Source organism: Zhihengliuella halotolerans, assembly GCF_004217565.1.
Lineage (GTDB): Bacteria > Actinomycetota > Actinomycetes > Actinomycetales > Micrococcaceae > Zhihengliuella > Zhihengliuella halotolerans.
The window spans coordinates 2,524,822-2,551,183 of the sequence record NZ_SHLA01000001.1 but is presented as its reverse complement, the minus strand read 5'-3'; the positions used below and the strand labels follow the sequence as shown (position 1 = coordinate 2,551,183).

Annotated in this window: 26 protein-coding genes; 13 read left to right on the top strand and 13 right to left on the bottom strand. The window is 69.8% G+C overall.

The genetic code is table 11. The annotated features are described in order from the left end of the window. The first annotated feature begins 42 nt into the window (after positions 1–42). Positions 43–996, top strand: coding sequence for a LysR family transcriptional regulator (locus tag EV380_RS11555; protein WP_242607598.1), 954 nt, complete (start codon positions 43–45; stop codon positions 994–996). 522 nt (positions 997–1,518) lie between these two features. After that, the gene (locus tag EV380_RS11550; protein WP_130451265.1) at positions 1,519–3,492 is read left to right on the top strand and encodes a BCCT family transporter; all 1,974 of its coding nucleotides are present in this window, start codon (positions 1,519–1,521) and stop codon (positions 3,490–3,492) included. 22 nt (positions 3,493–3,514) lie between these two features. Here EV380_RS11550 and EV380_RS11545 read toward each other — a convergent pair whose 3' ends face one another. Continuing rightward, on the bottom strand, positions 3,515–4,450 hold the full coding sequence (locus EV380_RS11545; protein ID WP_130451264.1) for a formylglycine-generating enzyme family protein: 936 nt from the start codon (positions 4,448–4,450) through the stop codon (positions 3,515–3,517). 44 nt (positions 4,451–4,494) lie between these two features. Here EV380_RS11545 and betC point away from each other — a divergent pair, with 44 nt between their 5' ends. The 3 genes from betC (at position 4,495) to EV380_RS11530 (ending at position 8,011) form a co-directional block, all read left to right on the top strand. Further along, a complete protein-coding gene (gene betC / locus EV380_RS11540) occupies positions 4,495–6,024 on the top strand; it encodes a choline-sulfatase (RefSeq protein ID WP_130451263.1) in 1,530 nt (509 codons plus the stop codon). A 440-nt stretch (positions 6,025–6,464) separates the two neighbouring features. Beyond that, positions 6,465–6,929, top strand: a complete 465-nt coding sequence (locus EV380_RS11535) for a hypothetical protein (protein ID WP_130451262.1) — start codon at positions 6,465–6,467, stop codon at positions 6,927–6,929. Positions 6,930–7,369: 440 nt separating this feature from the next. Continuing rightward, entirely contained in the window at positions 7,370–8,011 is a 642-nt protein-coding gene (locus tag EV380_RS11530; RefSeq protein WP_130451261.1) for a phosphatase PAP2 family protein, read from the top strand. Here EV380_RS11530 and EV380_RS11525 read toward each other — a convergent pair. From EV380_RS11525 to EV380_RS11505, 5 genes are all read right to left on the bottom strand, one after another. Beyond that, the gene (locus EV380_RS11525; RefSeq protein ID WP_130451260.1) at positions 8,008–8,634 is read right to left on the bottom strand and encodes a DUF305 domain-containing protein; all 627 of its coding nucleotides are present in this window, start codon (positions 8,632–8,634) and stop codon (positions 8,008–8,010) included. The genes EV380_RS11530 and EV380_RS11525 overlap by 4 nt on opposite strands. 44 nt (positions 8,635–8,678) lie before the next feature. Beyond that, positions 8,679–9,116, bottom strand: a complete 438-nt coding sequence (locus EV380_RS11520; RefSeq protein WP_130451259.1) for a DUF6153 family protein — start codon at positions 9,114–9,116, stop codon at positions 8,679–8,681. A 190-nt stretch (positions 9,117–9,306) separates the two neighbouring features. Further along, the gene (locus EV380_RS11515; protein WP_130451258.1) at positions 9,307–9,747 is read right to left on the bottom strand and encodes a DoxX family protein; all 441 of its coding nucleotides are present in this window, start codon (positions 9,745–9,747) and stop codon (positions 9,307–9,309) included. Positions 9,748–9,836: 89 nt separating this feature from the next. Further along, entirely contained in the window at positions 9,837–10,859 is a 1,023-nt protein-coding gene (locus tag EV380_RS11510; RefSeq protein WP_130451257.1) for an NADP-dependent oxidoreductase, read from the bottom strand. Between the two features lie 26 nt (positions 10,860–10,885). Continuing rightward, positions 10,886–11,269, bottom strand: coding sequence for a DUF1304 domain-containing protein (locus tag EV380_RS11505; protein WP_130451256.1), 384 nt, complete (start codon positions 11,267–11,269; stop codon positions 10,886–10,888). Positions 11,270–11,363: 94 nt separating this feature from the next. On the opposite strand from EV380_RS11505, the gene EV380_RS11500 reads away from it, so the two are divergent. Next, positions 11,364–11,939, top strand: coding sequence for a TetR/AcrR family transcriptional regulator (locus EV380_RS11500; protein WP_130451255.1), 576 nt, complete (start codon positions 11,364–11,366; stop codon positions 11,937–11,939). 43 nt (positions 11,940–11,982) lie between these two features. Then, on the top strand, positions 11,983–12,639 hold the full coding sequence (locus EV380_RS11495) for a pentapeptide repeat-containing protein (protein WP_130451254.1): 657 nt from the start codon (positions 11,983–11,985) through the stop codon (positions 12,637–12,639). A 32-nt stretch (positions 12,640–12,671) separates the two neighbouring features. Here EV380_RS11495 and rbsD read toward each other — a convergent pair whose 3' ends face one another. From rbsD to EV380_RS11460, 7 genes are all read right to left on the bottom strand, one after another. Further along, positions 12,672–13,061 (bottom strand): D-ribose pyranase, encoded by a 390-nt coding sequence (rbsD, locus tag EV380_RS11490; RefSeq protein WP_130451253.1) that lies wholly within the window; start codon positions 13,059–13,061, stop codon positions 12,672–12,674. A gap of 93 nt (positions 13,062–13,154) precedes the next feature. Next, positions 13,155–14,063, bottom strand: a complete 909-nt coding sequence (locus EV380_RS11485) for a ribokinase (RefSeq protein ID WP_130451252.1) — start codon at positions 14,061–14,063, stop codon at positions 13,155–13,157. Positions 14,064–14,086: 23 nt separating this feature from the next. After that, the gene (locus tag EV380_RS11480; protein WP_130451251.1) at positions 14,087–15,022 is read right to left on the bottom strand and encodes a substrate-binding domain-containing protein; all 936 of its coding nucleotides are present in this window, start codon (positions 15,020–15,022) and stop codon (positions 14,087–14,089) included. Between the two features lie 53 nt (positions 15,023–15,075). Continuing rightward, complete coding sequence (locus EV380_RS11475) at positions 15,076–16,038, bottom strand: ABC transporter permease (protein WP_102159454.1); 963 nt, start codon at positions 16,036–16,038, stop codon at positions 15,076–15,078. Then, on the bottom strand, positions 16,035–17,570 hold the full coding sequence (locus EV380_RS11470; RefSeq protein ID WP_130451250.1) for a sugar ABC transporter ATP-binding protein: 1,536 nt from the start codon (positions 17,568–17,570) through the stop codon (positions 16,035–16,037). The genes EV380_RS11475 and EV380_RS11470 overlap by 4 nt, the downstream gene beginning before the upstream one ends. 41 nt (positions 17,571–17,611) lie before the next feature. Beyond that, complete coding sequence (locus tag EV380_RS11465) at positions 17,612–18,637, bottom strand: LacI family DNA-binding transcriptional regulator (protein WP_130451249.1); 1,026 nt, start codon at positions 18,635–18,637, stop codon at positions 17,612–17,614. A gap of 127 nt (positions 18,638–18,764) precedes the next feature. Then, positions 18,765–19,376, bottom strand: a complete 612-nt coding sequence (locus tag EV380_RS11460) for a TetR/AcrR family transcriptional regulator (RefSeq protein WP_130451248.1) — start codon at positions 19,374–19,376, stop codon at positions 18,765–18,767. Between the two features lie 192 nt (positions 19,377–19,568). On the opposite strand from EV380_RS11460, the gene EV380_RS11455 reads away from it, so the two are divergent. From EV380_RS11455 to EV380_RS11430, 6 genes are read left to right on the top strand one after another with little or no spacing between them, the layout of a single operon-like run. After that, positions 19,569–21,278 (top strand): amidohydrolase, encoded by a 1,710-nt coding sequence (locus EV380_RS11455; protein ID WP_130451247.1) that lies wholly within the window; start codon positions 19,569–19,571, stop codon positions 21,276–21,278. A 56-nt stretch (positions 21,279–21,334) separates the two neighbouring features. Beyond that, the gene (locus EV380_RS11450) at positions 21,335–22,321 is read left to right on the top strand and encodes an ABC transporter substrate-binding protein (RefSeq protein WP_130451246.1); all 987 of its coding nucleotides are present in this window, start codon (positions 21,335–21,337) and stop codon (positions 22,319–22,321) included. Beyond that, positions 22,293–23,117, top strand: coding sequence for an ABC transporter permease (locus EV380_RS11445; RefSeq protein WP_130451245.1), 825 nt, complete (start codon positions 22,293–22,295; stop codon positions 23,115–23,117). The genes EV380_RS11450 and EV380_RS11445 overlap by 29 nt, the downstream gene beginning before the upstream one ends. Continuing rightward, a complete protein-coding gene (locus tag EV380_RS11440; protein ID WP_130451244.1) occupies positions 23,114–23,890 on the top strand; it encodes an ABC transporter permease in 777 nt (258 codons plus the stop codon). Before EV380_RS11445 ends, EV380_RS11440 begins: the two co-directional genes overlap by 4 nt. Next, a complete protein-coding gene (locus EV380_RS11435) occupies positions 23,887–24,741 on the top strand; it encodes an ABC transporter ATP-binding protein (protein ID WP_207219407.1) in 855 nt (284 codons plus the stop codon). Before EV380_RS11440 ends, EV380_RS11435 begins: the two co-directional genes overlap by 4 nt. Further along, entirely contained in the window at positions 24,738–26,354 is a 1,617-nt protein-coding gene (locus tag EV380_RS11430; RefSeq protein ID WP_130451243.1) for a sulfatase family protein, read from the top strand. The genes EV380_RS11435 and EV380_RS11430 overlap by 4 nt, the downstream gene beginning before the upstream one ends. Positions 26,355–26,362: the final 8 nt, after the last annotated feature.

Here is a 26,362-nt window from a genome sequence, read left to right as displayed (position 1 = left end):
CCAACAGTTCTCAGAACTGACAACAAGAAGCTGGAGCGATCAATGGATCTGCGGCAGATGGAATACCTCGTCGCGTTGGCCGAGGAGCGCCATTTCACCCGCGCCGCGGAGCTGACGCGCATCTCCCAGTCGGGCTTCTCCGCGGCCATCCGGAGCCTGGAGGAGGAGCTCGGCACGCAGCTCTTCTTGCGGACGACCCGCCGCGTCGAGCCGACCGACGCCGGCCTGGCGCTGCTGCCGTACGCGCGCGCCATGCTGGAGCAGGCGGCGGGCGCGCGCGACGCCGTCGTGCAGGCCAGCCGGGCCGTGTCCGGCACGCTGCGGATCGGATCCGAGCAGTGCCTCGGCATCGTGGACATCAACCCGCTGCTCGAGCGGTTCCACCGGCGGCATCCTGCCGTCGAAACCCACTTCGCGCAGGCGGGCACCCAGGACCTGCTCGCGATGCTGCGGGCCGGGGACCTCGACGTCGCGTTCGTCGCGACGAACCGCCAGTTCGGCTCCCTGGCCCACCGCGAGCTGGGCCGCGAGCCGCTGGTCTTCCTGGCGGCTCCCGGGCACCCGCTCGTGGCCGGCGCCAAGTCGCTGCCGGCCGGGCCGGGCCAGGGCGCGCTGCCGCGTGATGGGCGTGGCGTGCGATGGGCCGACCTGGGCGAGCAGGACTTCGTGGACTTCGGCGAATCGTGGGCGATCCGCGAGCTGAACGACGCGGCGTTCGGGTTCAACGGGGTGCACCGGCGGGTGCGCTGCACGGTGAACGACGTGCACACGTTGCTGGATCTGGTGGCGCGGCGGCTCGGTGTGGCGGTGGTGCCGCGGCACGTGGCGGCGAAGCCGCAGGCGCAGGGTCTGCTGATGCTGCCGCTGCCGGCCGCGGGCACGCCGGAGTGGACGGTCTCGGTGGTCTGGAGCGGGCGGGAGCGCGCCGAGGCTCCCGCGACCCATCTGCTCGAGCTGCTGGACGATGCGCCGGCGTGCGGCGTGGACGCCGCCTGACATCGGCCCGCTGACATCAGTTGCGGGGAATGGAAATGACGACAGCCGAGGATATTCTCGGAGGCAATAGTCGGGGGAATGTTTCCTTATCGTTGCGAAATGCGCGGTGTCAACAATGGCCTGCTTGCCCAGCGTCTGTTGCTCGCGAAATTCGTTGACACCCCACTGCGCGGGGTCTAACATCACTGATATGTCAGGCGTCAGATTCTCAGTCCCAGCGCGATCTGCGCGTGCACTTGGAGAGCTGACCCCTGCCCGTGCCATGCACCGCCAGTCGCCCCCGACCGGTACCGCCCCGTTGGCGACCGTCGGCTATGCGAACGATTCCTGGGACGGCGTGGCCATCGGCTGGTCTGGCCGGGAGCCTTAACTCCCGCTCTTCTTCTCCTTGTATAGAGGTCCGCGCTGCGTGAGGCGGGGCTTCTCTTCGTCGCATCTTCACGCTGTGTGACTTGCCTCGTGAGCAGTTTTCAGACTGCTTAAAACAATCACTCTTCCCTCATGGGCGAAAGGTAATTCGTCATGCCCGAAAATGGTAGTAAACGCGATTCTGTTCGACGAAAGATAGAAGCTGAGGCGAGGCGCGCTGGTCGTCGTGCCGGAAAGTCTCTCGGACGATTGGATTACCGGCTTCCGAAGTATCCGCACGATACGCATCCTGTGCTGGTCCCGGGAATTTCCATCGACGAACAACGTCGTCGATACCGGTTCAGTCTGCCCATCTTCGTGACCGCCGGAAGCCTCACCGTCGCCTTCGTTATCTGGGGTGTCGTGGATTCCGCGAGCGTCGCCTCAGTCGCCCAAGGCGCTTTCGACTGGACGACGTCGAACCTCGGTTGGCTCTTCAATGTCGTTGCGATCGTCCTGCTCGTCGCGCTCATCGGGATGGCGCTGTCACCCTACGGCAAGATCCCTCTCGGCAAGGATGGTGAGACGCCGGAGTTCAGCACATTTTCGTGGGTCGCCATGCTCTTCGCCGCCGGCATCGGCATCGGTGTCCTCTTCTTCGGACCGTCGGAACCACTGTCCCACTACCTGTCGCCACCACCGCTGACCAGCGAGCCGGAGAGCATCGAAGCGATGCACGGTGCGATGGCCCAGACCTATTTCCACTGGGGTTTCCACGCTTGGGCGATGTACGCGCTGGTGGGCGGTGCCATCGCCTACGCCGCGTATCGGCGCGGCCGGTCGCTCCTGATGTCCTCCATCTTCCGCACGCTCTTCGGCAAGCGGCAGACCGAAGGCTTCGCCGGGCAGATCGTCGACATCTTCGCGATCATCGCCACGCTGTTCGGTACGGCCGCTGCGCTGGGCATCGCCGCCATGCAGATCGGAACGGGTGTCAGCATAGTCACCGATGCGGGCCCGCTGACGAATAACATGCTCGTCGTCGTCATCCTCGTCCTCACCTTGGGGTTCGTGGTGTCCGCAGTCTCCGGAGTGGCCCGGGGCATCCGCTACCTCTCCAGCATCAACATCGTTCTGACGCTGGGCATTGTCGGGCTGGTCCTGTTCCTCGGTCCGACGCTCTTCCTCCTGAACCTGCTCCCGTCGTCGCTGATGTCCTACCTGGGTTCCCTGTTCGACATGATGGGGCGCTCGTTGTCCTGGGGGGCGGAGACCGAGACCTTCCAATCCGGTTGGACGGTCTACTACTGGGCGTGGTGGATCTCCTGGTCGCCTTTCGTCGGCACGTTCATCGCCCGCATTTCCCGTGGCCGGACCATCCGCCAGTTCGTGCTGGGCACGATCCTCATCCCGTCCTCCTTCCTGTTCCTCGCCTATGGCGTCATGGGCGGAACGGCCATTTGGATGTACCGGGAGGGGCGCGAGGGATTCTCGGCGGACATGGCGCCGCCCCAGGTCTTCTTCACCATCGTGGACAACCTCCCGTACGCGGAATGGGTACCCGCCGTCGCCATCGTGGTGCTCGCGATCTTCTTCATCACCTCGGCCGACTCCGCCTCGGTTGTGATGGGCATGCTCACCACGCAGGGGAACCCGACGCCACGCCGCTGGGTCGTGGTCTTCTGGGGCCTGGTGATGTCAGGCATCGCGATCGTGATGCTGCTCCTGGGGGAGTCGTCGGCGCTGGCTGGCCTGCAGCAGCTGGTCATCGTCACGGCCGCTCCGTTCGCCCTCGTCATGATCATGATCGTCGTGGCCTGGTTCCGTGAACTGCGGACCGACCCCTACGCGCTGCGGCACCAGTACGCCGAGACGGCGGTCAACAACGCGGTCATGAGCGGCGTCGACCAGTACGGAGACGATTTCGCCCTGCAGGTCGTTGAGAGCGAGCCGGGGGCGGGCGCGGGAGCGGACGTCGATTCGGCCCACGACGACTACACCGATTGGTACCAGCGCACCAATGAGGACGGTGAGCCCGTCGGCTACCGCTACGACACCGGCGAATGGGCAGACGGCTGGGACCCCGTGACCGGCGAGATCCCCGCGGCGTTCCGAGAGCAGCAGCCGAAGGACGAGGCCGGTGGCTAGGGCGCCTGCGGCCGGGTCGCCGTCACGCGGTCGCGGAGCTCAGTGCGATCCGGAAACCCGTGTGGCCCAGCGAGGTCTCCGTCGTGGCACCGATCCGGGCGGACGTGCGGTAGCGCCTACAGTACGAGGCGTGGCACATGTAGGAACCGCCGCGCAGCGTCTTCTCCGTGCTTTCGGGGTCGAACAAGCTCGCGGTCCACTCCCACACGTTACCGGTCATGTTGTGCAGTCCGTAGTCGTTGGACGGAAAGGAGCCGGCGGGCATGGTTCCAACCGGTTCAGTGGGCGCGTCGGGGAATTCACCCGTGAACGTGTTCATCCGCCGTTTGCCGCCCGGCGCAAAGTCCGATCCCCAGGGGTACGGCTGCTGATCCAGGCCGCCGCGGGCGGCGTACTCCCACTCGGTTTCGGTCGGGAGTCGTCCGCCCACCCACTTTGCGTAGGCCTCGGCGTCGGTCCAGGAAACGTGTGTGACCGGGTGGTCGGACCGCCCTGCTGCTGTGGATCCGGGACCCTCGGGACGGTGCCAGCAGGCACCGTCGACTTGGATCCACCACGGGGTCGCTTCGACGGCCGGCGAGACGGCGCGCAGTTCGGGGGTGAGGCGGCCCGCGAAGACCAGGGAGTCGCCGTGCGCCTCGGCTTCCGTCCGGTATCCGGTGCTCAGGACGAACGCCGCGAACTCCGCCACCGTGACGGTGGTGGCGGCGAGTGCGAAAGGAGCGACGGAGACGGTCCGGACCGGGCCCTCGCCATCGCCCGGATACGACTCGGGCGCCTCGCTGCCCATCCGGAAAGTCCCGCCGGGGAGGCCGACCAGCTTTAGCTCGGAGGGAGCGCCTCCAGCGAGCAGCTGCAGCAGCTCATGACCGGCGGACGAGGAGGCCCCTGGCTCCCCAGATCCCCTCCCCGTCGGGCCCGCAGTGGCGTCTCGATCGGGACCACAGCATGAACTCATCTCAGAACCTCTCCACGGAATCAACGAAAGGTAGCGCAGTACACATGCAAGCACCAAACATCGTCGTCATCCAGGCGGATCAGATGGCGGCGCAGGCCCTGGGGGCCTACGGCGACACCGCGGCGAAGACGCCCAACATCGACAGCCTCGCCGAGAACGGCGCCGTCTTCGACCGCGCCTACTGCAACACTCCGCTCTGCGCCCCGTCCCGGGCGTCGATGATGACCGGTCGGATGCCGTCCGACGTCGGCTGCTACGACAACGGAGACGACTTCGCAGCGTCCGTGCCGACGTTCGCCCACCGTCTGCGGCGCCTCGGCTATCACACCGCGTTGATCGGCCGGATGCACTTCATCGGTCCCGACCAGCAGCATGGGTTCGAAGAACGACTGACCACGGATGTGTATCCGGCGGACCTGGACATGGTCCCGGACTGGAAGCGGCCCATGGACGAGCGGCTGCAGTGGTACCACGACGCGGACGCCGTCTTCACGGCCGGTGCCGCGACTGCCAACGTGCAGCAGGACTTCGACGACGAGGTCTCGTTCCGGACACTGCGCCACCTCAACGACCGTGTCCGGGCCAACCAGGCGGCCGGCGTGGAGCGCCCATTCCTCATGGTGACGTCCTTCATCCACCCCCACGACCCCTACGAGCCGCCGCGCGAGCACTGGGACCGGTTCGCGGATGTCGAGATCCCCGATCCCGCGCACCCGGACGTGCCAGAACTCGCCCAGGATCCGCACTCGCACCGCCTCCGGACCATGAGCGGTTTCGACCAGCGCGACCCCAGCCTCGAGGAGGTCCGGCGCGCCCGGCGCTCCTACTATGCGGCGGTGAGCTACATCGACGACCAGATCGGGATGATCCGCGAGCGTCTCGAGCGTCTGGGGCTGGCGGACAACACCGTTATCGTCGTCACCAGCGACCATGGAGACATGCTGGGGGAGAAGGGCCTCTGGTACAAGATGTCGCCCTACGAGCAGTCCTCGCGGGTCCCGCTGATCATGGACGGCCCCGAGTCCCTGGTACCCCGCGGTCGGTTCGCAAACCCGGTCTGCCTGCTCGACCTCATGCCGACGTTGCTGGACCTCGCCGGCGCCCCGGATCCGGAGGCGGACGGCGTGTCCCTGCTGGAGACCGCCCGCAAGGAGCGGCAGGGCGAGGCGGGTCCGCAGGACCGCGACATCGTCATCGAGTACCTGGCCGAGGGCACCCTCCGCCCGCAGCTGACGATCGTGCGGGGCCAGTACAAGTACGTCATCTGCCCGGGAGACCCCGACCAGCTCTTCGACCTCGTCGAGGACCCGGACGAGCTGGCCAACCGCGCCGCGGATCGCGCGTATACCGAGATCGTCGCGCAGCTTCGAGCCGAGCTGGAGTCCCGCTACGATCTCGCTGATCTGGAGGTGCGGATCCTGGGGAGCCAGGCGACGCGCCGGCTCGTGGCCGAGTCGCTGCAGCAGGGCAAGGTCCGGCACTGGGACTTCAATCCGGAGCCGGAGCAGCGCTACGTCCGGGGCGATTTCTGGGGCGCGCTCGAGTACGGGAAGATCCCGGACCCGTCCCGTTGATCCGGAGCCGCCGTTCCGACCGGAAGCCGCAAGGCGGCCGGTCGGAACGGCGGCCCGAGCTCGTCGCCGGGCGCGACGACGGCGAATCCAGCGCAGGGACTGCTCATGGTGCCGCTGCTGGACGATGCGCCGGCGTGCGGCGTGGACGCCGTCTGAACAAGGAGTGGTCACAGCGAGTCTCAATATCGAGACACTGCCACTTGCGGTCACTTAAAAGGGGTTGACTTATAGCGATCCGCCTCGAGCGAGCCCCCGGGTCAACGCGTGATACGTTGGGTTGGTAATTGGTACATCGTACGAAAGCTTGGGGGTCACGTATGAAGTGGGGTCCACCTGTCGGCGGGCGAAAGCCGATTAAGAAGGCCGTGTTGGCTGGTTCGTTGGCGTCGGCCGTCGCCATTTCTTCCCTTGCGCTAACTGCCGCGCCGGCGACTGCTGCTATGCCAGTCGACATTCAGATATCGTCAGAGGACTACGGCAGCAGCGAGCAAGTCAAGGATTTTGAAGCGGGTCTGGAGTACATCATGTCCATTCCCGACGACGTGCTTCTGCGAGGCGATGTGGCTACTGCGGAGTGGGCCAAGGGGCACCTGCGCACCAACGTCGAAGGAGTTCCGTCTGCTGCGACAGGCGGCGAAGCGGCTCCCGTTGGGATCATGTATGCGAGCGTCTTGGGGTGTTCGGCTGCTATCGGAACCGTGATCGCGACAACCGCAATTCCGGTGGCGAAGCTTCTGAAGATTAAGCGCCTCGTGAAGGCCGTCGGCGGTGTAAAAGAGACGGTGAAGCTCATGTGGGGAGCATCATTTTCTTACGAGAAGATCTCAGCCCTCGGTGGATCGATTGGGGTCCTGGCGGCCGAGTTTATTGGGGTCACCTCGATTAGGGAGAAGTGTTTCAACTAATGCGCAATGGGATAATCAAGGCCACTATTATCGTACTCTTGGTCATTGCTAGCGTGTTTCTCTTCCTGAGCGAGGAGAAGTTTCTGGCGATGGCGCCAGCTGTCCTTGCGGTTGTGATTGCATTTACTGGCCCTTCTGTTCTTGGAAACGCCGGTCGAGCAGCGAAGCTCCCAGAAGGAATCACGCCAGCGGATGTCAAAGAGTATCGCCGGTCACACCCGGGCGTAAGCATAACCGACGCAGTCCAAGCTCTGAGTCGTCCGTAGTCTCTGAGCACTACCGGCTTGTGCGGGAGCTTCACTACGAGGTCGCCGCGACGTGCAACTTGTCCAGTTCGGTGTTGCTTGGCCACGGGCGAAAGTGCCGGGCGGGGCGTGCACCATTTCCGACCCCGCACCACTACCGGGCCCTGCGCCAACACCGGCGACTAAGCTGTGGGGATGAGCGCGACGCCGACCATCGAGCCCGAACCCGTGCAGCAGACGGCGTCCGGTGCACCCGGCAGCCGGGCGGCGGTGATCGCGACATTGCTCTCGCACGTCTTCTCTCCGGCACTGATCGGCACTCTGGTGCTGCTGAGCATCCCCTTGCGCCACCCGGTGGCGACGTGGTCTTCCGCGCTGCTGGCGACCGCCTTCACGATCGCCATCCCGTGGGTGGCGCTCGTCGCGATGCGCTGGTCCGGCCATGTCAGCGACATCCACGTCACCCGGCGCGAGCAGCGCTGGCCGCTGCTGCTGATCACGCTCGTTTCGATCCTGACCGGGCTCGGGATCCTCGCCGTGACGGGGGCTCCGGCCGTCGTCGTCGGTGAGGTCGGCCTCTTCCTGCTCGGCCTGCTCATCGTCGGTGCCGTCAATCTCTTCTGGAAGCTCTCGATCCATGCGGCCGTCGCCGCGTTCGCCGCACTGTACTGCCTGCTCGCGCTGCCGCTCGGGCCGCACCTCGCGGTGCTCGTGGTCGCGCTCGTCGGCTGGAGCCGGGTGCGCATCGCCCACCACACGCCCAGCCAGGTGTTGGCCGGAACGGTGGTGGGCGTGCTCGTCAGCCTCGGCGGGCTGCTGCCGGTCTTCGGCGTTTAGCCCTCGAGCATGCTGCGCATCTTGGCGATCTCGGAGTTCTGCGCGTCGATGATCTCCTGAGCCAGCCCGCGCGCTTCGGCGTCCTGCCCCTCGGCGATCACGGTCTGCGCCATGGCGACGGCGCCCTCGTGATGGACGATCATCTGCTCGAGGAACATCCGGGCCGCTTCATCGCCGCTGGCCTCGCGGAGGGCCTCGAGGTCGTCCTCGCTCATCATGCCCATGTCCCCGTGGTCCATGCCCTGGTGGGCGTCATGCGCGCCCCACTGCCCGAGCATCTTCTCCATCTGCCCGATCTCCGGGCCCTGGGCCGCCTTGATCTCCTCGGCCAGCTCGGCGGTCTCGCGGCCCAGCGCGGTCTCGCGCAGCCCCTCGGCGCCCAGGACCATCCCAGACATCTCGATCGCCTGCTGGTGGTGGACGATCATCCCGGTGGCGAACTCGACGTCCGCCTCGTTGGCGGCGCCGGTCTGCTCGCCGTCGCCCTGCTCGGCACCCGCTGAGGTGGGGGCCTGGCTGGCGGGCGCGGTGTCGGCGTCGTCGTTCGGGGTTGAGCATCCGGCGAGGCCGAGCGCGGCGATCGCGAGCACGGCGGCGGAACGGGTCAGGTTTGTCTTCTTCATGTCTACTCCTAGTGGTCGGTGAGGTGTGCGGTCGAAGCCGCGATTCACGTCCGACTGATGCAGAGCATGGTTAGGTCCGGAGGCCGGGGCGTCGCGGACCGAAACACGGAGAAGGAGGTCGACAGCCGCCGGCGAGAGGGCGCGGCCAGCCGGAAGACTCGCGGCGGCGCCAGCCACAGCGCGGCCGCGAGCAGGGCGAGCAGGCAGGCCGCCGCCGTCGTCGCGTGGGTCTGCGCGCAGTCGGCGCAGCCCTCGGCGCCTGGCGCCGGATGGGAGGACGACGACGCCGCGCCCGGTTCCGCGTGCGCGGCACCGGTGAGGAGGTGGGCCGAGGGATCTGAGGGGTGGCTGAGCGTGGAGTGCGAGACCGCGGCCGGGGCCTGCTGCGCGGCGTGGGTCCCGTGCTGGGCGAGGGCGTGCATGCCCAGCAGGCCCAGGACGAGGCAGCATGCGCCGATCCACGCGGCGATTCTCGCACGCACTCGTTCGTCCTCCCGCAACTGATCTGGTCTGCGCGGGCGCTCGGGCACCCGCCTCCAGCAGTTTACGAGCCGAAGCTGAGAGGCCGGTGGGCGGGGCCGGACGCAGAGGTGCCCCGGACCGAGGGGTCCGGGGCACCGGTGTCTGGTGGTGCGTGCCGCGCCGCGGGGGACGGGGCGGCAGGCGCGGGTGTCAGGCCAGCTTGGCGAGCACGCCCTGACGCTTGCCGAAGAGGGCGGCGTCGAGCGAGATGCGGCCGGGGCCGACCAGGAACAGGGCGAGCGTCGCCGCGCCGAGGGCGAGGACCAGCTCGTAGCCGCCGTCGGCGACGAACACGCCAGCCGGGGCGTGCACCAGGACGAGGGCGACGGCCATGTTGATCGTCAGCAGGATCGCGACCGGGCGGGTCAGCAGGCCGACGATGAGCAAGGCACCGCCGACAAGCTCGAGCGTCGCGACGATGGGGGCGACGACTTCGGCGGCCGGGACGCCCATTCCGGCGAAGGCGCCGACGGTGCCCGGGATCGTGAACTCGTTGAACTTCTGCCAGCCGTGGGCCAGGAAGAGGAAGCCGAAGACGACCCGGACGATCAGTCGGGCGGCGGTCGATGCGGGGGAAACTGTGGTGTCCATATATCCAGTGCACCACGCATTGGTTTAAGCTTCAATGGATCGTGACGATTCTTGTCATGTCATCTCCGCCACATCGACCCGCCATCTGACTAGGACGTGCGCACGACCATCTTGCCCGTGTTGGCGCCGCGCATCAGCCCGAGGAACGCGTCGACGGCGTTCTCGATCCCGTCGACCACGGTCTCGTCGTACTGAATCTCGCCGTCGGCGAACCACTCGCTCATCTTCTCGTTGTACTCGCCCGCCTTGTCCAGGTGGTTCCCGAGTGTGAAGCCGCGCATCGACAGGCTGCCCTTGATGAACTTGACCATGTTGTCCGGGCCCTCAGCCGTATCGGTGGTGTTGTACTGCGAGATCGCCCCGCACAGCGCCAGGCGCCCGTGGTCGTTCATGACGTCGATCGCGGCCTCGAGGTGGTCGCCGCCGACGTTGTCGAAGAACACGTCCACTCCGCCCGGGGCCAGCTCGGCCAGCTGCTCGCGAACCGGTGCAGTCTTGTAGTTCAGGGCGGCGTCGAACCCGTACTTCTCCTTCAGGAGCGCGACCTTCTCGTCCGAGCCGGCCGAACCGATGACCCGGCCCGCACCTAGCAGGCGGGCGATCTGCCCGACGGCGGTGCCCACGGCGCCCGCCGCGCCGGAAACAAACACGGTCTCGCCCGGCGCCAGGTGGGCGATCTCGGTCAGGCCCACGTACGCGGTCAGTCCGGTCATGCCCAGGATGCCCAGGTAGAGCGAGGGCGAAGCGCCCGGCAGGTCCGCCACGGCACGGAACGCGCCGGCGTCGGCCTGGGCGACGTCGCGCCAGCCGAGCTGGTGCAGCACCAGCGTCCCGACCGGCAGATCCGCGGACCGGGAGGCGACGACGCGGCCGACCGCGCCGCCGTCCATGGTCTCGCCGAGGACGAACGGCGGGATGTAGCTCTTTGCGTCGGACATGCGCCCGCGCATGTAGGGGTCCACGGACATGAACTCGTTGGCGACGCGCACCTGGTTCTCGCCGAGGTCGTCGAGCTGGACGGTGACGGTGCGGAAGTCCTCCGCCGTCGGCCAGCCGTCGGGGCGGGAGACGAGCTGGACCTGGGTGCTGGTTGCGTGGGTGTTCTCAGTCAAGGTGATGCTGCTTTCTGCTGTGGTTTTTAGAGGAAGGAGAGGGCCAGTACGACGACGGCCGCGGCCGGGACGAGCCCCTGCTTGGCGGCCGCGGAGCGCTTCTCCGGCGAGCTGATCGCCAGCACGGCGGCTGCGGCGGCCATCGACCCGAGGCCCGCGAAGAGCAGGGTCATTCCGACCGTGGCGGCACCGGTGGCGGTGGCGATGATGCCAACGACGGCCAGGATCGCGAGGAAGAGGTTGTAGAAGCCCTGGTTGAAGGCGAGCTCCCGCGTGGCGATCGCGGACTCCTCGTCGGAGCCGAAGACGGCCCGGGCGCGCGGCGACGTCCAGGCCACGGACTCGAGGTAGAAGATGAAGACGTGGACTGCGGCGGCGAGGGCGGCGAGGATGAGGCCGGCGATGATCATGGGGATCCTTGGCTCGAAGGGGAAATTTCTGTACTGACCGTTCTAATATATACTGGAACGACCATTACGCAAATATCAAGTTCGGGAGGCCCGTATGGGGCGAGTGCAGACGTTCGAGACCGAGGTGGCCGTCCGGGCCGCCCGCGAGGTCTTCTGGCGCCGCGGCTACGAGGAGGCCTCCATCCCGGAGCTCGAGGCCGCGACCAGCCTGCGCCGCTCCAGCCTGTACAACACGTTCGGGAGCAAGCGCGGGCTCTTCGACGCCGCCGTGCGCAGCTACCTCGACGAAGTCGTCACGCCCCGCCTGCGGCCCATGACGGGCGAAACCGTTGACCCCGGCGCCGTCGTGGACTACCTGCGCGGGGTCAGGTCCGGGCTGCTGGACGCGCAGACGGTCGCGTCGCAGCACGGGTGCCTGCTCATGAACGCGGCCGGCGCGCCCGTCTCCCAAGAACACGCGGTCGGCGCGGCCGTTGCCGACTATCGCGAGGAGTTGCGCAGCGCGCTCGCGTCGGGACTTGCCGCGCGGCGGCCGGACGCCGGCGCCGACGAGTTGCGGCGCACGGCTGAAGCGGTGACCGCGCTGGTCACCTCGGCGCTGGCCCTGACCCGCGTGGACAACGCGGCGGCGCTGCGCAGCCTGGACACCGCGCTGGAGCTCGTCGCCTGAGTCCGGAACGCATTTCGAGGTTCCGGGTCATTACAGTGGTGGGATGACCGACCCGAAGAGCCCCCGTCTGCCCTCGTTTGCCGATCTCGCACCCTCCGCCCACGCGGACCTCACGGCTCTGCCCGTCGACGGTCGCGTGGAGGACGCCGCGTTCGTCGAGGATCTTGCCGCCGGCGCCGACCTGGAGGACACGGTCTTCACGGGCTGCAGCTTTCACCGCGTGGGCCTCTCCGACGCCGATCTGAACCGGGCGAGCTTCGGGGACTGCCGCTTTACCGAGCTCAACGCCCCGGTGTTCCGCGCACCGGACAGTTCGTGGTTCAACACGCGCCTCGCGCAGACGCGCTTGGGCTCGGCGGAGCTCTACGGGGCGTCGCTGCGCTCGGTCCGGTTCGACGGCGGCAAGCTCGGGTTCGTGAACCTGCGCCAGGCGAAGCTGCGCGACGTCGCGTTCCACGATGTGGTCTTCGACGAGCTCGACCTCGGCGCCGCTTCGCTTGACCGCGTGTCCTTCACGGACTGCCGCGTCGACACGCTCACGCTCGACGGGGCGAAGCTCAAAGACGTGGACCTGCGCGGCGTGCGATTCCGGGCGATCTCCGGCCTGGCGGGCTTGCGGGGCGCCACGATCGACGCGTTCCAGCTCGCGGACCTCGCCCCGGCGCTCGCGGCCCACGTGGGTCTCGTCGTCGCCGACTGAGGCGGTGCGAAGGCGCAGCCGAGCCGACCCCGCTAGAAGTCCACGCCGCAGCGCAGGATCGCGTTGGCGTACGGGGTTGCCTCGCCCGTGCGGACGATCAGTTTGGCGTGCGGCAGCTGCTGCTTGAGCCGCTCGTGGGAGACGCTCTGCACGGGTGCATCGGACAGCGCCTCGGCGACCAGACGCTCGGGCGCGGTGCCGCGGGCCTCGTCGGCGATCGTCACCGACTCGACGACGATCGCCTCACCCACGGCCCGCAGCACCTGCTCGAACGTCGGGACCCCGCGCACCAGAGTCAGGTCCACGACCCGCGCCCCGGCCGGCAGCGGAAGCCCGCAGTCGGCGATGACCACCGTGTCGGTGTGGCCGAGCCGGGCGAGGCCATCAAGCAGGTCTGGGTTCAGGATGCCGGTCTTGAGCAACGGGGAGGTCTCCTCGGGAGGTCGTTGGGTGCGTGCTGCGGAGCGGGAGAGCTCCGCAGCACGGACGGTGGTGCGGGGTGCGGCCGGGGCGGCTCAGGCGCCGGGCAGCTCGTCGAGCGTGCGCGGGTAGGACGCCTGCGCGCCCGGTTTGGCGACCGACGCTGCGGAGAACCGCGCGGCGAACCCGGCGGCCGCGATGAGCTCGTCGCCGGCGGCCAGGCGCGCGGCCAGGGCGCCCGTGTAGGCGTCGCCGGCCCCGGTCGTGTCCACGGCCTCGGCGCGGATCGCGTCCACGCGGCTCAGGCGCGCGCCGTCGTCGTGCGGCTCTGCGACGAGCGAGCCCGCCGCCCCGAGCGTGATGACCACGCTGCGCACCCCGTGCCCGAGCAGCGCGCGGGCCGCGTCCTCGGGTGCGGCGGGGCCGTCGCCGCCGAACTGCTCGAGCACCAGGGCGGCCTCGTGCTCGTTGACGACCAGCGGGTCCGCTGCCCGGATCACGTCCAGGTCCACGGCGATGACCGGCGCCAGATTCAGCACCACGCGCTCGGCCGCCGCGGCCGCCTGCTCGACGGCGGCGGCCGGGATCTCGCCCTGGAGCACGACGACGCCGCGCACCTCGCCGAGCTCGGCCACCACGTCCGCGGTGACGGTCGCGTTGGCGCCCGGCACGACAGCGATCGAGTTCTCGGCGGCGGCGTCGATGGAGATCAGCGCGACGCCCGTGGGCTCGTCGACGCGGCGCACGCGGGAGAGTTCCACGCCGGCCTCGGCCAGCATGCCGAGGGCGACGTCGGCGTTCGCGTCGCGCCCGACGGCACCGATGAACTCGGTCTCGGCGCCGGCGAGGCGGGCCGCGAGGGCCTGGTTGGCCCCCTTGCCGCCGGGGGTCGTGATGAAGGAGTGGGCCAGCACCGTCTCGCCCGGGCCGGGCAGGCGGTCCATGGTGACGGCGAGGTCCGCGTTGCTGGACCCGATGATGGTGACGGTTCGGTGCTGGCTCATGGGTTCTCTCCTGGGCTTCCGGTTTATTCGGTGAAGTCGGCGACGTTGTCGGCCGTGACGGTGTCGACGGCGACGTTCTGCAGGGCCTCGACCTCTTCGCCGGCGAGGACCTTGACCATGACCTCGATCGACTGGCGGCCGAGCTCGGTGGGGTTCTGCGCGATCGTGGCGTGCAGGGTGCCGTCGGCGACGGCCGCGAAGCCGTCCGCCGTGCCGTCGAAGCCGACGACCATGACGTCGTCGCCGGCGCGCGAGCCCAGGGCCTGGATCGCGCCGAGGGCCATCTCGTCGTTCATGGCGAGCACGCCCGTGACGTCCGGGTGGCTCTGCAGGAGGTTGGTCGTGACGTCGAGGGCGGTCGCGCGGTCGTACTTCGCCGTCTGCGAAGCCACGGACTCGATGCCGTCGAACTCGGCCAGGCCCTTCTCGAAGCCTTCGCCGCGCTCGTTGGTCGACGAGGCGCCGGGCACGCCTTCGAGGATGATGATCTTGCCTTCGCCGCCGAGCGCCTCGGCGAGGGCCTGCGCGGCCTGCTCGCCGCCGGCGACGTTGTCGCTGGCCACGAGCGAGGCCACCTCCGCACCTTCGACGGCGCGGTCGACGGCGACGACGGGGATCTCGGCGCCGGTCACGGACGCGAGGCCCGCGCCGGCCGCCGCCGAGTCGACGGCGTTGATGACGACGCCGGCCGAGCCGTCCGTCGCGGCCGTCGCCAGCTGGTTGGCCTGGGTGGCGGAGTCGTTCTGCGCGTCGACGACCGAGAGCTCGAGGCCGAGCTCCGCGGCCTCGGCCTCGGCGCCGTCGCGCAGGTCGACGAAGAAGGGGTTGTTCAGGGTGGACACGGCCAGCGTGACCTGCTCGCCGGCGGGGTCCTCGCCGCGGTTGCAGGCGGATAGCCCGGCGGCCATCGCCAGGCTCAGGGTGATCGCGGCGATCCGGGGAGCGACGTTGCTCTTCATGGTGTTCTCCTTGCGTAGGCGTTGCGTTGCGGTGGTGGGAAGGGGTGGGTGGATCAGTGGCGGACGTTCTTGCGGCGCAGGACGTCGAATCCGACGGCGAGGGCGATCACGACGCCGATCACGACCTGCTGCCAGAACGAGGACACGGAGAGCAGGTTCAGTCCGTTGCGGATGACGGCGAGCACGAGGGCGCCGATGAGCGTGCCGGTGATACGGCCGACGCCGCCGGCGAGGGACGCGCCGCCGATGACGGTGGCCGCGATCGCGTCGAGCTCGTAGCCGGTGGCGAGGGTCGGCTGGGCCGACTCGAGGCGGCCGGCGAGCAGCATGCCCGCGAGGCCGGCGAAGAGCCCGGAGATGACGAACACGGTCACGAGGACGCGCTTGACGGGGATGCCCGAGAGCCGGGCGGCCTCGATGTTGCCACCGACGGCGAACGCGTTCTTGCCGACGACGGTCCGGTTCAGGACGAAGGCCGCGATCAGGCCGGTGACGACCATGACGACGATCGGCATCGGCACGGGCCCGAGGCTGGAGCCGAGGAACGCCACCGAGTCGGAGGTCGGGATCGGGCGGCCGTCGGAGATCACCAGGGTCAGTCCGCGGACGATCGTCAGCATCGCCAGCGAGGCGATGAAGGTGGGCAGTTTCCCGTACGCGCTCATGACGCCGGTGACGAGGCCGCACAGGGCGCCGACGGCGAGACCGACCACGATGCTCCAGGCACCGGGCAGGGCGAGATCGCCGACCCAGTAGGCGGAGACCATCGCGGACAGCGCCGCGACGGAACCGACCGAGAGGTCGATGCCGGCGGCGACGATCACGAACGTCAACCCGAAGGCCATGACCGCGATCGTGGAGACCTGGATGCCGACATTGAGCAGGTTCGGTCCCGTGAGGAAGCGCGGGGTCGCCGCCCACAGGGCCAGGCACAGGACGACGAGGCCCACGAGGGCGCCGTTGTTGGCGAGGAAGGACTTGATATCGAGACGTCGGCGCGTCGTTGCGGCGCTCATGCGGTCGCTCCTTGGGGGTTGGCTGGTTCTTCGTCGCGGTTCACGTTGGAGACCGCCAATTGCATGATCGAATCCTGGGTGGCCGACTCGGCCGGCAGCTCGCCGGCGATCCGGCCCTGGCTCATGACGAGGATCCGGTCCGCCATGCCCAGGACCTCGGGCAGGTCGGACGAGGCCATGAGCACGCAGCCGCCGTCGGCGGTGATCTCGTTGATCAACTCGTAGATCTCGACCTTCGCCCCGACGTCGACGCCGCGCGTCGGCTCGTCGAGGAGCAGGACCTTCGACCCCGCCGTGAACCAGCGGCCGAACACGGCCTTCTGCTGGTTGCCGCCGGAGAGCGAGCGGATGGGCTGGTCGATCGAATCCATGCGGATGCGCAGGCGCTCAGCGACGGCGCTCGCGCGCCGGCGCTGGCCCTTGCGGTCAACGAGGCCGAAGCGCGAGGTCGAGCGGACGGTCGCATAGCCGATGTTCTCCGCGACGGAGGCGTCGAGCACGAGCCCCTGCATCTTGCGGTCCTCCGGCACGTGGCCGACGCCGGCAGCGGTGGCGGCGGCGACGTCGTACGGTGCCAGCCGTTCGCCGCGGACCTCGACCCGGCCGGACGTGTACGCGTCGGCGCCGGCGAGGCAGCGCAGCAGCTCGGTCCGTCCGGCACCCATGAGCCCGGCCAGGGCCACGACCTCGCCGGGCCGGACCTGCAGGCTGATCGGTCCGAGCCCCGGCGCCTCGAGCGCGGAGACGTCGAGCTGCACGGGCGCGCCCGCCGGTGCTGGGGAGGGTTCGCGCGGGAACTGCTTGTCGATGCTGCGGCCCACCATGAGGCGGATGAGCTCGTCCTCGTGCGTGTCGGCGGGGACCCGGGCGACGAATTCGCCGTCGCGCAGGACGTTCACGTCGTCGCCGATCTCGGCGATCTCGTCGAGGTGGTGGCTGATGAAGACCATGCCGACACCGCGGGCCTTGAGGTCGCGGACGACGTCGAACAGCGCCTTGATCTCGGAGGTGGTCAGCGCCGCGGTGGGCTCGTCGAGGATCAGAATCCGCGCGTCGAGGGAGAGTGCCTTGGCGATCTCGACGAGTTGCTGGCGGGCGATGCCGAGGTCGCCGACGGGGGTGTCGACGTCAACGTCGAGGCCGATCGTGGCGAGGGCCTCGCGGGCGATGGCGCGCATCCTGCGCCGGTTGATGACGCCGAAGCGGCGCGGCGTGCGGCCGAGCGTGATGTTCTCCGCGACCGTCATCGACGGCACCAGGTTGAGCTCCTGGTGGATCGTCGCGATGCCGAGGGCCTCGGACGCCTTGGTGTCGGGGATGCGCACCTCGGCGCCGTCGACGAGGATCCGGCCGCCGCTCGGGGCGTGCACACCGGCGATCATCTTGATGAGCGTCGACTTGCCCGCGCCGTTCTCGCCGAGGAGGACGGTGACGCGGCCGGGGTGGACGTCGACCGTGACGTCGTGGATGACTTGGACGTGGCCGAAGGACTTGGAGATCTTCTCCAGTCTCAGCAGGGGGTTCGCTTGCATGCGGGGCTCCATTCGGCGGTGAACGGCGGGCGGCGGGAAGGTCAGGTGCGGGCGGGGCCGATGGAGGCCCCGCCCGTGAAGGTGCTGGTCAGGACGGTGTGGCCGGTGGGATCGCCGGCCATGAGCGTGGCGAGGGCGTCGACGGCGCCGCGGCCCATCGCGGTGAGGTCGTGGCTGATGGTCGCCAGCGGTGGGTCGTGCAGCGCGAACGCCTCGATGTCGTCGAACGTGATGACGCTGAGGTCGACGCCGATGCGCACGCCGGCCTCCCGCCACACGGCGAGGGCGCCGATCGCCATGGGGGAGTCGGCGACGACGACGGCGGTGGGCCGGTCGTCGAGCCCGAGCAGCCAGCGCGCCCCCTCGGCACCTGAGGCGGTCCGGAAGTCGCCGTGGAAGTGCAGCGCCTCGTCCGCGTCGAGGCCGTGGTCCGCGAGCGCGGCACGGAAGCAGCCGTAGCGCTCGGCGGCGGTGGAGGTGTGCTCAGGCCCGCCGATGAACGCGATGCGGCGGTGGCCGTTCGCGGCCAGGGACGCGACGGCGTCGTGCACCGCGGCGGCCGATTCAGCCGTGACGTGCGGGGCTGCGGCGGCGGGCAGCGTCCGGTCGACGAGGACGGTCGGGATGTCCCGGGACAGGAGGCGCTCGACGGCAGGGCTCACCTGAGCGCCGCCGCCGCCTGCCAGGCCCTGGGGGACCAGGAGGACGCCGTCGACGCGGCGGGACATCATGGCGTCGAGGAACTCGTCCTGCTGAGCCGGGTCCTCGTTCGCGTTGCCGATGAAGGTCACGAGCCCGCGGGCGCGGGCGGCCTGCTCGACGGCGTGGGCGAGGTCGGCGAAGTAGGGGTTGCGCACGTCGGAGATCAGCAGGGCGATGCTGTCGGTGCGCGTCGAGCGCAGGGAGCGGGCCTGCGCGTTGGGGGAGAAGCCGAGCTCGGCGGCCGCGGCGGTGACGCGCTCGCGGGAGGCGGCGCTCGTGGCGGGGTTGCCGGAGAGGACGCGGGAGGCGGTGGCCGAGGACACGCCGGCGGCGCGGGCGACGTCGCGGATGGTCACCGGCTGCATCCTGAGCTCCTTCGATCATGGTCGTGTAATCGATTCCATGGAATCGATTACACGAGTGTGCCACGTCACGCGGGCGTCGTCAATCGGTGGAACGGGGAAGCGGCGGTCGCCGCATCGCCGGCCGCTTCTAGCGGGGCAGCAGCAGGGCCTGGAGCGCCTCGACGAGCTTGTCGATCATGAGCCAGGAACGGTCCTCGTCAGGATCGGAGAAGTGCTGGATGCTGATGCCGTCGATCCCGGCCACGGCGAAGCGCGCGGCGACCATCGTGTCCGTCGCCGGTTCCACGCCCGAGGTCTCCGCGCCGGCGTCGAAGATCGAAGCGGTGGAGCGGATCCACGCGTCGTACATCTGCCGGTTGACCTGCTGGGCCTGGTCGCGCTCGCGCGGGTTCGTCAGTCGCTGTCCGCGCAGGAGTAGCTCGAACGTCGTGATCTGCTCGTGGGGGGACGCGGCCATGCGCCGCCAGATCCGCCGCATGTGCAGGTCCACCACTTCGGCAAGACCAGCGTGCTCGGGTAGGGGGTCGAGCTGCCGGGCGTAGTCGCGGCTGAGGTGGTGGTAGACCTCCAGCAGCAGGTCCTCCTTGCTGCGGAAGCAGTAGTGCAGGGCGGCGAGCGGGGCGTCGGCCTCCTGGGCGATCCTCCGGGTGGTCGCCGCGGTGACGCCCTCCTGGGCGATCACGCGCGCGGCGGCTTCAACGAACTGCTGGCTGCGGTCTGCAGCGGAAACCCTGCCCACGACGTCCTCCTTGGATCCTGCTGATCCATAGTATGCGGCGCCGCATCGGCGGGCCGCCGGCACCCTGTTCTGGGTGCCTGGGTCCTGTGATCTTTAAAATCTTCTCACAAAAGCTGGTCAAGTGACTTAGTCATGCGACATACTCTTGAGTGTGGCGGCAGTCACAGACGCATCGACGGCGAGGAGGCCAGCATGAACACACCGGAACCCGACCTGGTGATCACGGGCGGCACTGTTCCCGTGCTCCCCGTCCCCGGAGCAGCCGCCGGCTTCGGCGCGGCGACACAGCACGACGACATCGCGGACGCCACCGCGGTCGCGATCACCGGCTGCCGAATTACCGCGGTCGGCGGCGACGAGCTCGCTGACCTCGCCGGCCGTGGAACCGAGGTGGTCGACGCCGCCGGCGGGGCCATCCTGCCGGGCTTCAACGACGCCCACCTGCACTTCGTCGCCAGCGCCTACGCCCGCTACTGCCTCGCCCCGCTGGGCGCGGCGCGGGACTGGGACGGCGTCGTCGCACTCCTGGACGCGCTCGAGCCGGGCCCCGACGGCTGGATCAGGGCGCACGGCTGGGACGGCGCGGTCCTCGGCGACGGCGGCGCCGAACGCCTCGCGCACGTCCGACCCGACGCCCCCGTCGTGGCCTACGACCAGACCGGCCACCAGCTGCTGCTCAACCGCGCCGCGATGGACCGGCTCGGCCTGCACGCCGCCGAGGACGTCGCCGGCGGCACGGTCTCCCGGGCCGCCGACGGGACACCCACGGGCCACTTCGCCGACGCGGCGATGGGGCTCGCGGGGGCCGGCATCCCCGAACTGCCCCACGAGAGGCTGCGCGACGCCGTTATGCGCCACCAGGCGGACCTGCACGCGCTCGGCATCACCTCGCTCACCGAGCCCGGGCTCGGCCCCGGCGGAGCGAGCCTGCTCAGCGGCGCCTGCACGGCCTCCGCGCTCGAGCTCCTCGCCGATCTCGCGGTCTCCGGCGACCTGACGCTGCGCATCACCGCGCTGATGCTCTTCAGCGGGACGGGCGGAGCGACCGCCGCGGCCACCCGGCGCGGGCTCGCGTCGGAGCTGCCGCGGCTGCTCGAGGGCCGCGGCATCGATCCGCTGCAGCTGCGCATCGGGGGCGTCAAGGTTTTCGCGGACGGCACGCCGCGCTCCGGCAGCGCGTGGATGAGCGACACCTATCGGACTCCGTGCGGACACCACCACGGCCACCTCGTCATCGCCGGCGACACCGATGCGGAGCGCGTCGAGGCGTTGAACGGCATCATCGCGGCGATCCACGAGGCCGGGCTGCAGGCCGGGGTGCACGCGACCGGGGACGCGGCCACCGCCGCCGTCGTCGACGCGATCGCCGCGGCCAACGCGGCCGCCCCGCGCGATGCCCGCCACTACATCATCCACGGGGCGTTTGCGGACGACGACGCCCTGCGGCGCCTCGGCGAGCACCGCATCGGCTACAGCACCAACCCGGCCATCCGGTCCGCCGCGGGCCGGCTCATGCTCGACGTGCTCGGCGGCGAGCGTTTCGCCCGCCACCAGCCGCTCGCGAGCGCGCTGGCCGCGGGCGTCCCGGCCAACATCGCCTCCGACGCCCCCGTGACCTCACCCGACTGGCGTCACAGCGTCATCGCAGCGGCCACGCGCGACACCACCGCTGGCCCGGGCGGCAACGACGACGAACGGCTCCCCCTCCGCACGGCCCTGGCCCTCATGACCGGGACGCCGGCCTGGCAGGACCACGCCGAGCGCGACAAGGGCCGCGTGGCGCCGGGGCAGCTCGCCGACCTCTGCGTGCTGGCCGGGCCGCTGCCCGAGGACCCGCGTCGGCTGCTGCAGATTCCGACGGCCCTCACGGTGTCCGGCGGACGGATCGTCCACCGGCGCTGACCCGAACTCACCAACCCACCATCCCACCGCACACCCTCACCCACCTGGAGAACATCATGAACAAGCGCATCCTGGCCCTCGGCTCGGCCCTCGTGCTCGGCGCGGCCCTCACCGGCTGCGGAGCCGACGGCGGCACCGGCGAGGGCGAGACCACCAAGCTCACGGTCGGCACGGTCGGCATCGCCTCCGACGCGGCGATCGCGCTCGGCGTCGAGCAGGGCTTCTTCGCCGACGAGGGCCTCGAGATCGAGACCAGCGTCGTCGCCAACCCGCCCGCCGGCATCGCCGCCGCGCAGAGCGGCCAGCTCGACATCACCTACACCCCGTCGATCCCGCTGCTCAACGGCCTCTCCCAGGGCGTCGACCTGCAGATCCTCGCCGCTGCCGACGGCTACCCGGACGGCACCTCGGAACTCGAGGATCCGAGCCAGGTGGACGACACGGGCCTCTTCGCCGCGGCCGGCAACGGCATCGAGTCCCCGGCCGAACTCGAGGGCAAGTCGGTCTCCGTGCCGGCGCGCAACGCCCAGCTCGAGGTCACGATCGCCAAGGCGATCCTGGACGACGGCGGCGACCCGGCCACCGTGAACTGGATGGTTCTCGACCCGGCCTCGGCGCTCCAGTCCCTCGAACAGGGGCGCATCGACGCCGCCGGGCTCGTGTCCCCGTTCTCCAGCACCGCGGCCGAGAACGGCCACACCCACCTCGCCGCGCCGGGCGCCCAGTTCTTCGGCGACGGAGCGATCGGCCTCTGGGTCGCCTCGGGCGCGTTCGCCGAGGAGAACCCCGAAGCGGCGGCCGGCTTCGTCCGCGCGATCTACCAGTCCAACGCGTACGCCAACGAGAACCTCGACGAAGCTGTCGACAAGGCCGCGGAACTCACCCAGGTGGACCGGGCCGTGCTCGAGAGCGGCGCGGACAGCTTCTGGCCGGGCGAGGTCGACCCGGCGGACATCGACGCCGTCAACACCGCGCTCGTCGAGCTCGGCTACCTGGAGTCGGAGGTGGAACTCGATGACGATCTCGTCTACACCGCGCAGTAGCACTGCCGGGCGACGGCTCGACGTCGACGCCCCCGCCGCGAAGGTTGTGTTCGGCGCGGTCGGCGCCATCATCCTGCTGGGCGCGTGGCAGCTCGCCGCCGCCTCCGGCTCCTTCGGTTCCGGCCTGCCGACCGTGACGGCAACGCTCACCGAGCTGGCCCGTCTGCTCACCACGCCGGCGTTCTGGGCCGACACGGGCGTGACCGTCGCCAGCGCCGCGGCCGGGCTCGCGCTCGCCGTGACCGGGGGCGTGATCCTGGGCGTGCTGATCGGCATGTTCGAACCCGTGTGGGCGGCGACGCTCGCGATCACCGAGTTCCTCAAGCCCATCCCGCCGATCGTGATCCTGCCGCTCGCCGTCATGGTGTTCGGCCCGACCTCGAAGATGGCGCTATTCCTCGTGGTCGCCGGCTGCCTGCTGACCGTCTCGATCCAGGCGATCGCCGGCGTCCGCGACGCCGACCCGGTGGCCCTGGCCACGGCCCGCTCCTACGGGATGGGCCGTGCCGAGACCTTGTGGCGCGTGGTCCTGCCCGGCGCGACGGCGTTCATCGGCACGGCCGTGCGCGTCTCCGCCCCGGCCTCGCTCGTGATCGTGGTGGTCGCCGGCCTGCTCGGCGGCGCCCCCGGCCTCGGGCGCAGCATCTATCAGGCGCAGGCCGGCGGGCTCTACCCGACGCTTTACGCGCTCGTGGTGGTCCTCGGCGTCCTCGGCGTGGCCTCGCAGTGGGCCAGTTCCGCCGTCGAACGCCGCGTCCTGCACTGGCACCCGTCGTTCCGGAAGGAGACGCCGTGAAACGCCGCACCCTGAACCTCGCCCTCGGCATCGGCACCCCCGTGGCGGTCATCGCCGCCTGGTGGGTCCTGTCCGCGAACTCGACCAACGCCTTCTTCCCGCCGTTGGCGCGGATCATGGACCGCTTCCAGGCGCTCTGGCTGTTCGACCGGTTCGCCTCCGACGTGCTGCTGAGCCTGGGCAACCTGGCCATCGGCTACACGATCTCGGTGGTCGCCGGCGTCGTGCTCGGATTCGTGATCGCCACCGTGCCCGTGCTGCGGGCCATGTTCGAACCCGCCCTGCACTTCATCCGCGGCATCCCGCCAGTGGCGCTCATTCCGATCCTCATCACGCTCATCGGCTTCGGCCAGGAGATGCGCGTGACGTCGATCGTGTTGGCCGCCACCTTCCCGACCATGATCTCCACGATCGACGGCATCCGCGCGGTCGACACCGGGCTGCGCGACGTGTGCTCGGTGTACCGGCTGCGCCGGCACGAGCGTCTGCTGCGGGTCTACCTGCCCGCGGCCGGCCCGCAGATCGCCGCCGGCATGCAGGTCAGCCTGCAGATCGGCTTCATCGTCATGATCGCCTCGGAGATGCTCGGCTCCGCGCAGGGCATCGGCGCCATGACGCTGCTGGCGCAGCAGAGCTTCCTCACCGCCGACATGTGGGCCGGCATCCTGCTGCTCGGCTTCCTCGGCTTCGCCGCGAACATCCTCTTCGAGGCCGCCCGCTCCCGCGTCCTGGCCTGGTACATCGGATCCAAACGACAGGAGCGCGCAGCATGAGCACCGTGTACGCCGGCTCGGGCAACGCCGAGCACACCACCCGCCAACCGTCCCTCCGGGAGGACACCGTGACACACACCGAACCGCGCCTGCGCGTGGAACATCTGGCCAAGTCCTACGGGCGCGGCGATCAGGAGAAGCAGATCATCGGAGACCTGACGTTCTCCGTGGACAAAGGCGAGGTCGCCTGCATCGTCGGCCCGTCCGGCGTCGGCAAGACGACCCTGCTCAAATGCCTCGCCGGCCTGCACCCCTCGACGGGCGGTGCCATGTACATCGACGGCAAGCCGCTGCACGGGCCGCCCGCCGAGATGGCCCTGGTCTTCCAGGACTACTCGCGCTCGCTCATGCCGTGGCTGACCGTGGAGAAGAACGTGCGGCTGCCACTGCGGCACATGCGCCTCCCCGCGGCGGAGACGGCGAGCAGGATCGAGGACGCGCTGGCCGCCGTCGGGCTCTCCCACGCGGCCAAGCAGTACCCGTGGCAGCTCTCCGGAGGCATGCAGCAGCGCGTGGCGATCGCCCGCGCGCTCGCCTATCGGCCGGAGGTCCTGGTCATGGACGAGCCGTTCGCGTCCGTGGACGCGCAGACCCGGTTCGAGCTCGAGGACCTGTGCCTGTCGATCCGCGAGAAGCTGGGCATGACGATCGTGGTCGTCACCCACGACATCGACGAGGCCGTCTACCTCTCCGACCGGATCATCGCGATCGGCGGCAAACCGGCAAGCGTCCTCGAGATCATCGAGGTGGACCTGCCCGCCCAGCGAGACCAGATCACCACACGCGCGCTGCCGGCGTTCGCCGAACTGCGCTCGCGCACCCTGTCCCTGATCCGGCAGGCCCAGAAGTGAGCCGGCCCGACGGCGCGGAGCGGCCCAACATCCTGCTCGTCGTCGCCGACCAGCTGCGCGCCGATCACCTGGGTTTCGGCGGCGACGACACCGTGAACACGCCGAACCTCGACGCGCTCGCCGAGCGCGGCACCGTGTTCGACGAGGCCCACGTGGCCAGCCCCACATGCATGCCGAACCGGGCCAGTCTGCTCGCCGGCCGCTGGCCCTCGGCCCACGGCACCCGCTGCAACGGCATCCCGCTGGACCCGGACACGAGCACGTTCGTCCGGCAGCTGGCCGAGTCCGGCTACACGACGGCGGCGGTCGGCAAGATGCACCACCAGAACATGGGCTGGGAGTTCGAGCCGGATCAGATCGAGCAGATCCGCGAGACCTCGCCGCTGCTCGCGGACGAGGCGGCACCGGACGCCGTCGTGCGGGAACGGACACCAGGCTGGGACCGTCACGAGGACCGCGCCCGGCACGACGCCGAATACCTGCCCCTGCCGGACGATTACTACGGCTACGGCGAGGTCGACCTCGTGATCGGCCACGGGGACTCCCCGGGCGGGCACTGGCGGCACTGGGCCCGCGAGCGCGGGGTCGATCCCGCGCTGGGCGGCCCGGCTGCGAGCACGCGCTGCTCAGACGCGTGGGAGCAGGTCTACACGTCGGCGATCCCGGCCTCGGCGCACCCCACCGAGTACGTGGGGGAGCGGGCGGAGGCGCGTGTGCGGGCCGCTGCGGAGGACGAGGACCCGTTCTTCCTCTTCGTCTCCTTCCCCGACCCCCACCACCCGTTCGCCCCGCCGGCGGAGTACGCCGACCGGCACCGACCCGAGGACGTGCGGATGCCGGTCGGCTTCGACCAGGACCACGCGCGCTCGCCGGAGCACATCCGGCGGATGGCGGCCCGGCGCGGAACACCGGATCCGGACCCGACCATGACGTTCGCGGTCGACGAGCAGCAGTACCGCGAGGCACTGGCCGCGCAGTACGGGTTGATCGAGTTCATCGACGACCAGATCGGCCGGCTGCTGCGCGCGCTCGAGGAGACCGGGCAGGCGGAGAACACGCTCATCGTGTTCACCGCAGACCACGGCGACTTGTTCGGCGACCACGGTTTGATGCTCAAACACTTCGTGCACTACCGGGCCGTGACGCGCGTCCCGCTCGTGGTAGCCGGCCCGGGTGTGGCCGCCGGGCGCGCGGCCGAGCTGGTCTCGACGGCGGATCTGGCGCCGACGTTCATCGAGCTGTCGGGGGCCCGGGCGTTCCGCGGGATCCAGGGGCGCAGCCTGGCGCCGCTTCTGGGGCGCGACGACGACGGCGCCGCCGCGGTGCACCCGTGGCGGGAGGCGCTGCTCGTAGAGGAGGAGCAGCCGTTCTCCCCGGAGGGGCTGCCCGCGCCGATCACGATCCGGACGGTGCTCACACCGCGCGGACGGATGACCCGGTACTTCGGCTCACTCGAGGTCGAGGTCTACGATCACGGTGCCGACCCGGACGAACTCGTGAACGTCGCGGCGGACCCGGAGGCGGCCGGGCTGCGCTCCCACCTGGAGGGCGCGATGCTCGAGGTCATGGCCTCGGTCGCGGAGACCGGGATCGCGCCGACGGCGTCGGCTTAGCCGGACGG

What these genes read in the sequence shown, in the direction of transcription:
- EV380_RS11555 (WP_242607598.1), top strand. Translation starts at nt 43, where the DNA reads ATGGATCTGCGGCAGATGGAATACCTCGTCGCGTTGGCCGAGGAGCGC.
- EV380_RS11550 (WP_130451265.1), top strand. Translation starts at nt 1,519, where the DNA reads ATGCCCGAAAATGGTAGTAAACGCGATTCTGTTCGACGAAAGATAGAA.
- EV380_RS11545 (WP_130451264.1), bottom strand. Translation starts at nt 4,450, where the DNA reads ATGAGTTCATGCTGTGGTCCCGATCGAGACGCCACTGCGGGCCCGACG.
- betC (WP_130451263.1), top strand. Translation starts at nt 4,495, where the DNA reads ATGCAAGCACCAAACATCGTCGTCATCCAGGCGGATCAGATGGCGGCG.
- EV380_RS11535 (WP_130451262.1), top strand. Translation starts at nt 6,465, where the DNA reads ATGCCAGTCGACATTCAGATATCGTCAGAGGACTACGGCAGCAGCGAG.
- EV380_RS11530 (WP_130451261.1), top strand. Translation starts at nt 7,370, where the DNA reads ATGAGCGCGACGCCGACCATCGAGCCCGAACCCGTGCAGCAGACGGCG.
- EV380_RS11525 (WP_130451260.1), bottom strand. Translation starts at nt 8,634, where the DNA reads ATGAAGAAGACAAACCTGACCCGTTCCGCCGCCGTGCTCGCGATCGCC.
- EV380_RS11515 (WP_130451258.1), bottom strand. Translation starts at nt 9,747, where the DNA reads ATGGACACCACAGTTTCCCCCGCATCGACCGCCGCCCGACTGATCGTC.
- EV380_RS11505 (WP_130451256.1), bottom strand. Translation starts at nt 11,269, where the DNA reads ATGATCATCGCCGGCCTCATCCTCGCCGCCCTCGCCGCCGCAGTCCAC.
- EV380_RS11500 (WP_130451255.1), top strand. Translation starts at nt 11,364, where the DNA reads ATGGGGCGAGTGCAGACGTTCGAGACCGAGGTGGCCGTCCGGGCCGCC.
- EV380_RS11495 (WP_130451254.1), top strand. Translation starts at nt 11,983, where the DNA reads ATGACCGACCCGAAGAGCCCCCGTCTGCCCTCGTTTGCCGATCTCGCA.
- EV380_RS11485 (WP_130451252.1), bottom strand. Translation starts at nt 14,063, where the DNA reads ATGAGCCAGCACCGAACCGTCACCATCATCGGGTCCAGCAACGCGGAC.
- EV380_RS11480 (WP_130451251.1), bottom strand. Translation starts at nt 15,022, where the DNA reads ATGAAGAGCAACGTCGCTCCCCGGATCGCCGCGATCACCCTGAGCCTG.
- EV380_RS11475 (WP_102159454.1), bottom strand. Translation starts at nt 16,038, where the DNA reads ATGAGCGCCGCAACGACGCGCCGACGTCTCGATATCAAGTCCTTCCTC.
- EV380_RS11470 (WP_130451250.1), bottom strand. Translation starts at nt 17,570, where the DNA reads ATGCAAGCGAACCCCCTGCTGAGACTGGAGAAGATCTCCAAGTCCTTC.
- EV380_RS11465 (WP_130451249.1), bottom strand. Translation starts at nt 18,637, where the DNA reads ATGCAGCCGGTGACCATCCGCGACGTCGCCCGCGCCGCCGGCGTGTCC.
- EV380_RS11455 (WP_130451247.1), top strand. Translation starts at nt 19,569, where the DNA reads ATGAACACACCGGAACCCGACCTGGTGATCACGGGCGGCACTGTTCCC.
- EV380_RS11450 (WP_130451246.1), top strand. Translation starts at nt 21,335, where the DNA reads ATGAACAAGCGCATCCTGGCCCTCGGCTCGGCCCTCGTGCTCGGCGCG.
- EV380_RS11445 (WP_130451245.1), top strand. Translation starts at nt 22,293, where the DNA reads ATGACGATCTCGTCTACACCGCGCAGTAGCACTGCCGGGCGACGGCTC.
- EV380_RS11435 (WP_207219407.1), top strand. Translation starts at nt 23,887, where the DNA reads ATGAGCACCGTGTACGCCGGCTCGGGCAACGCCGAGCACACCACCCGC.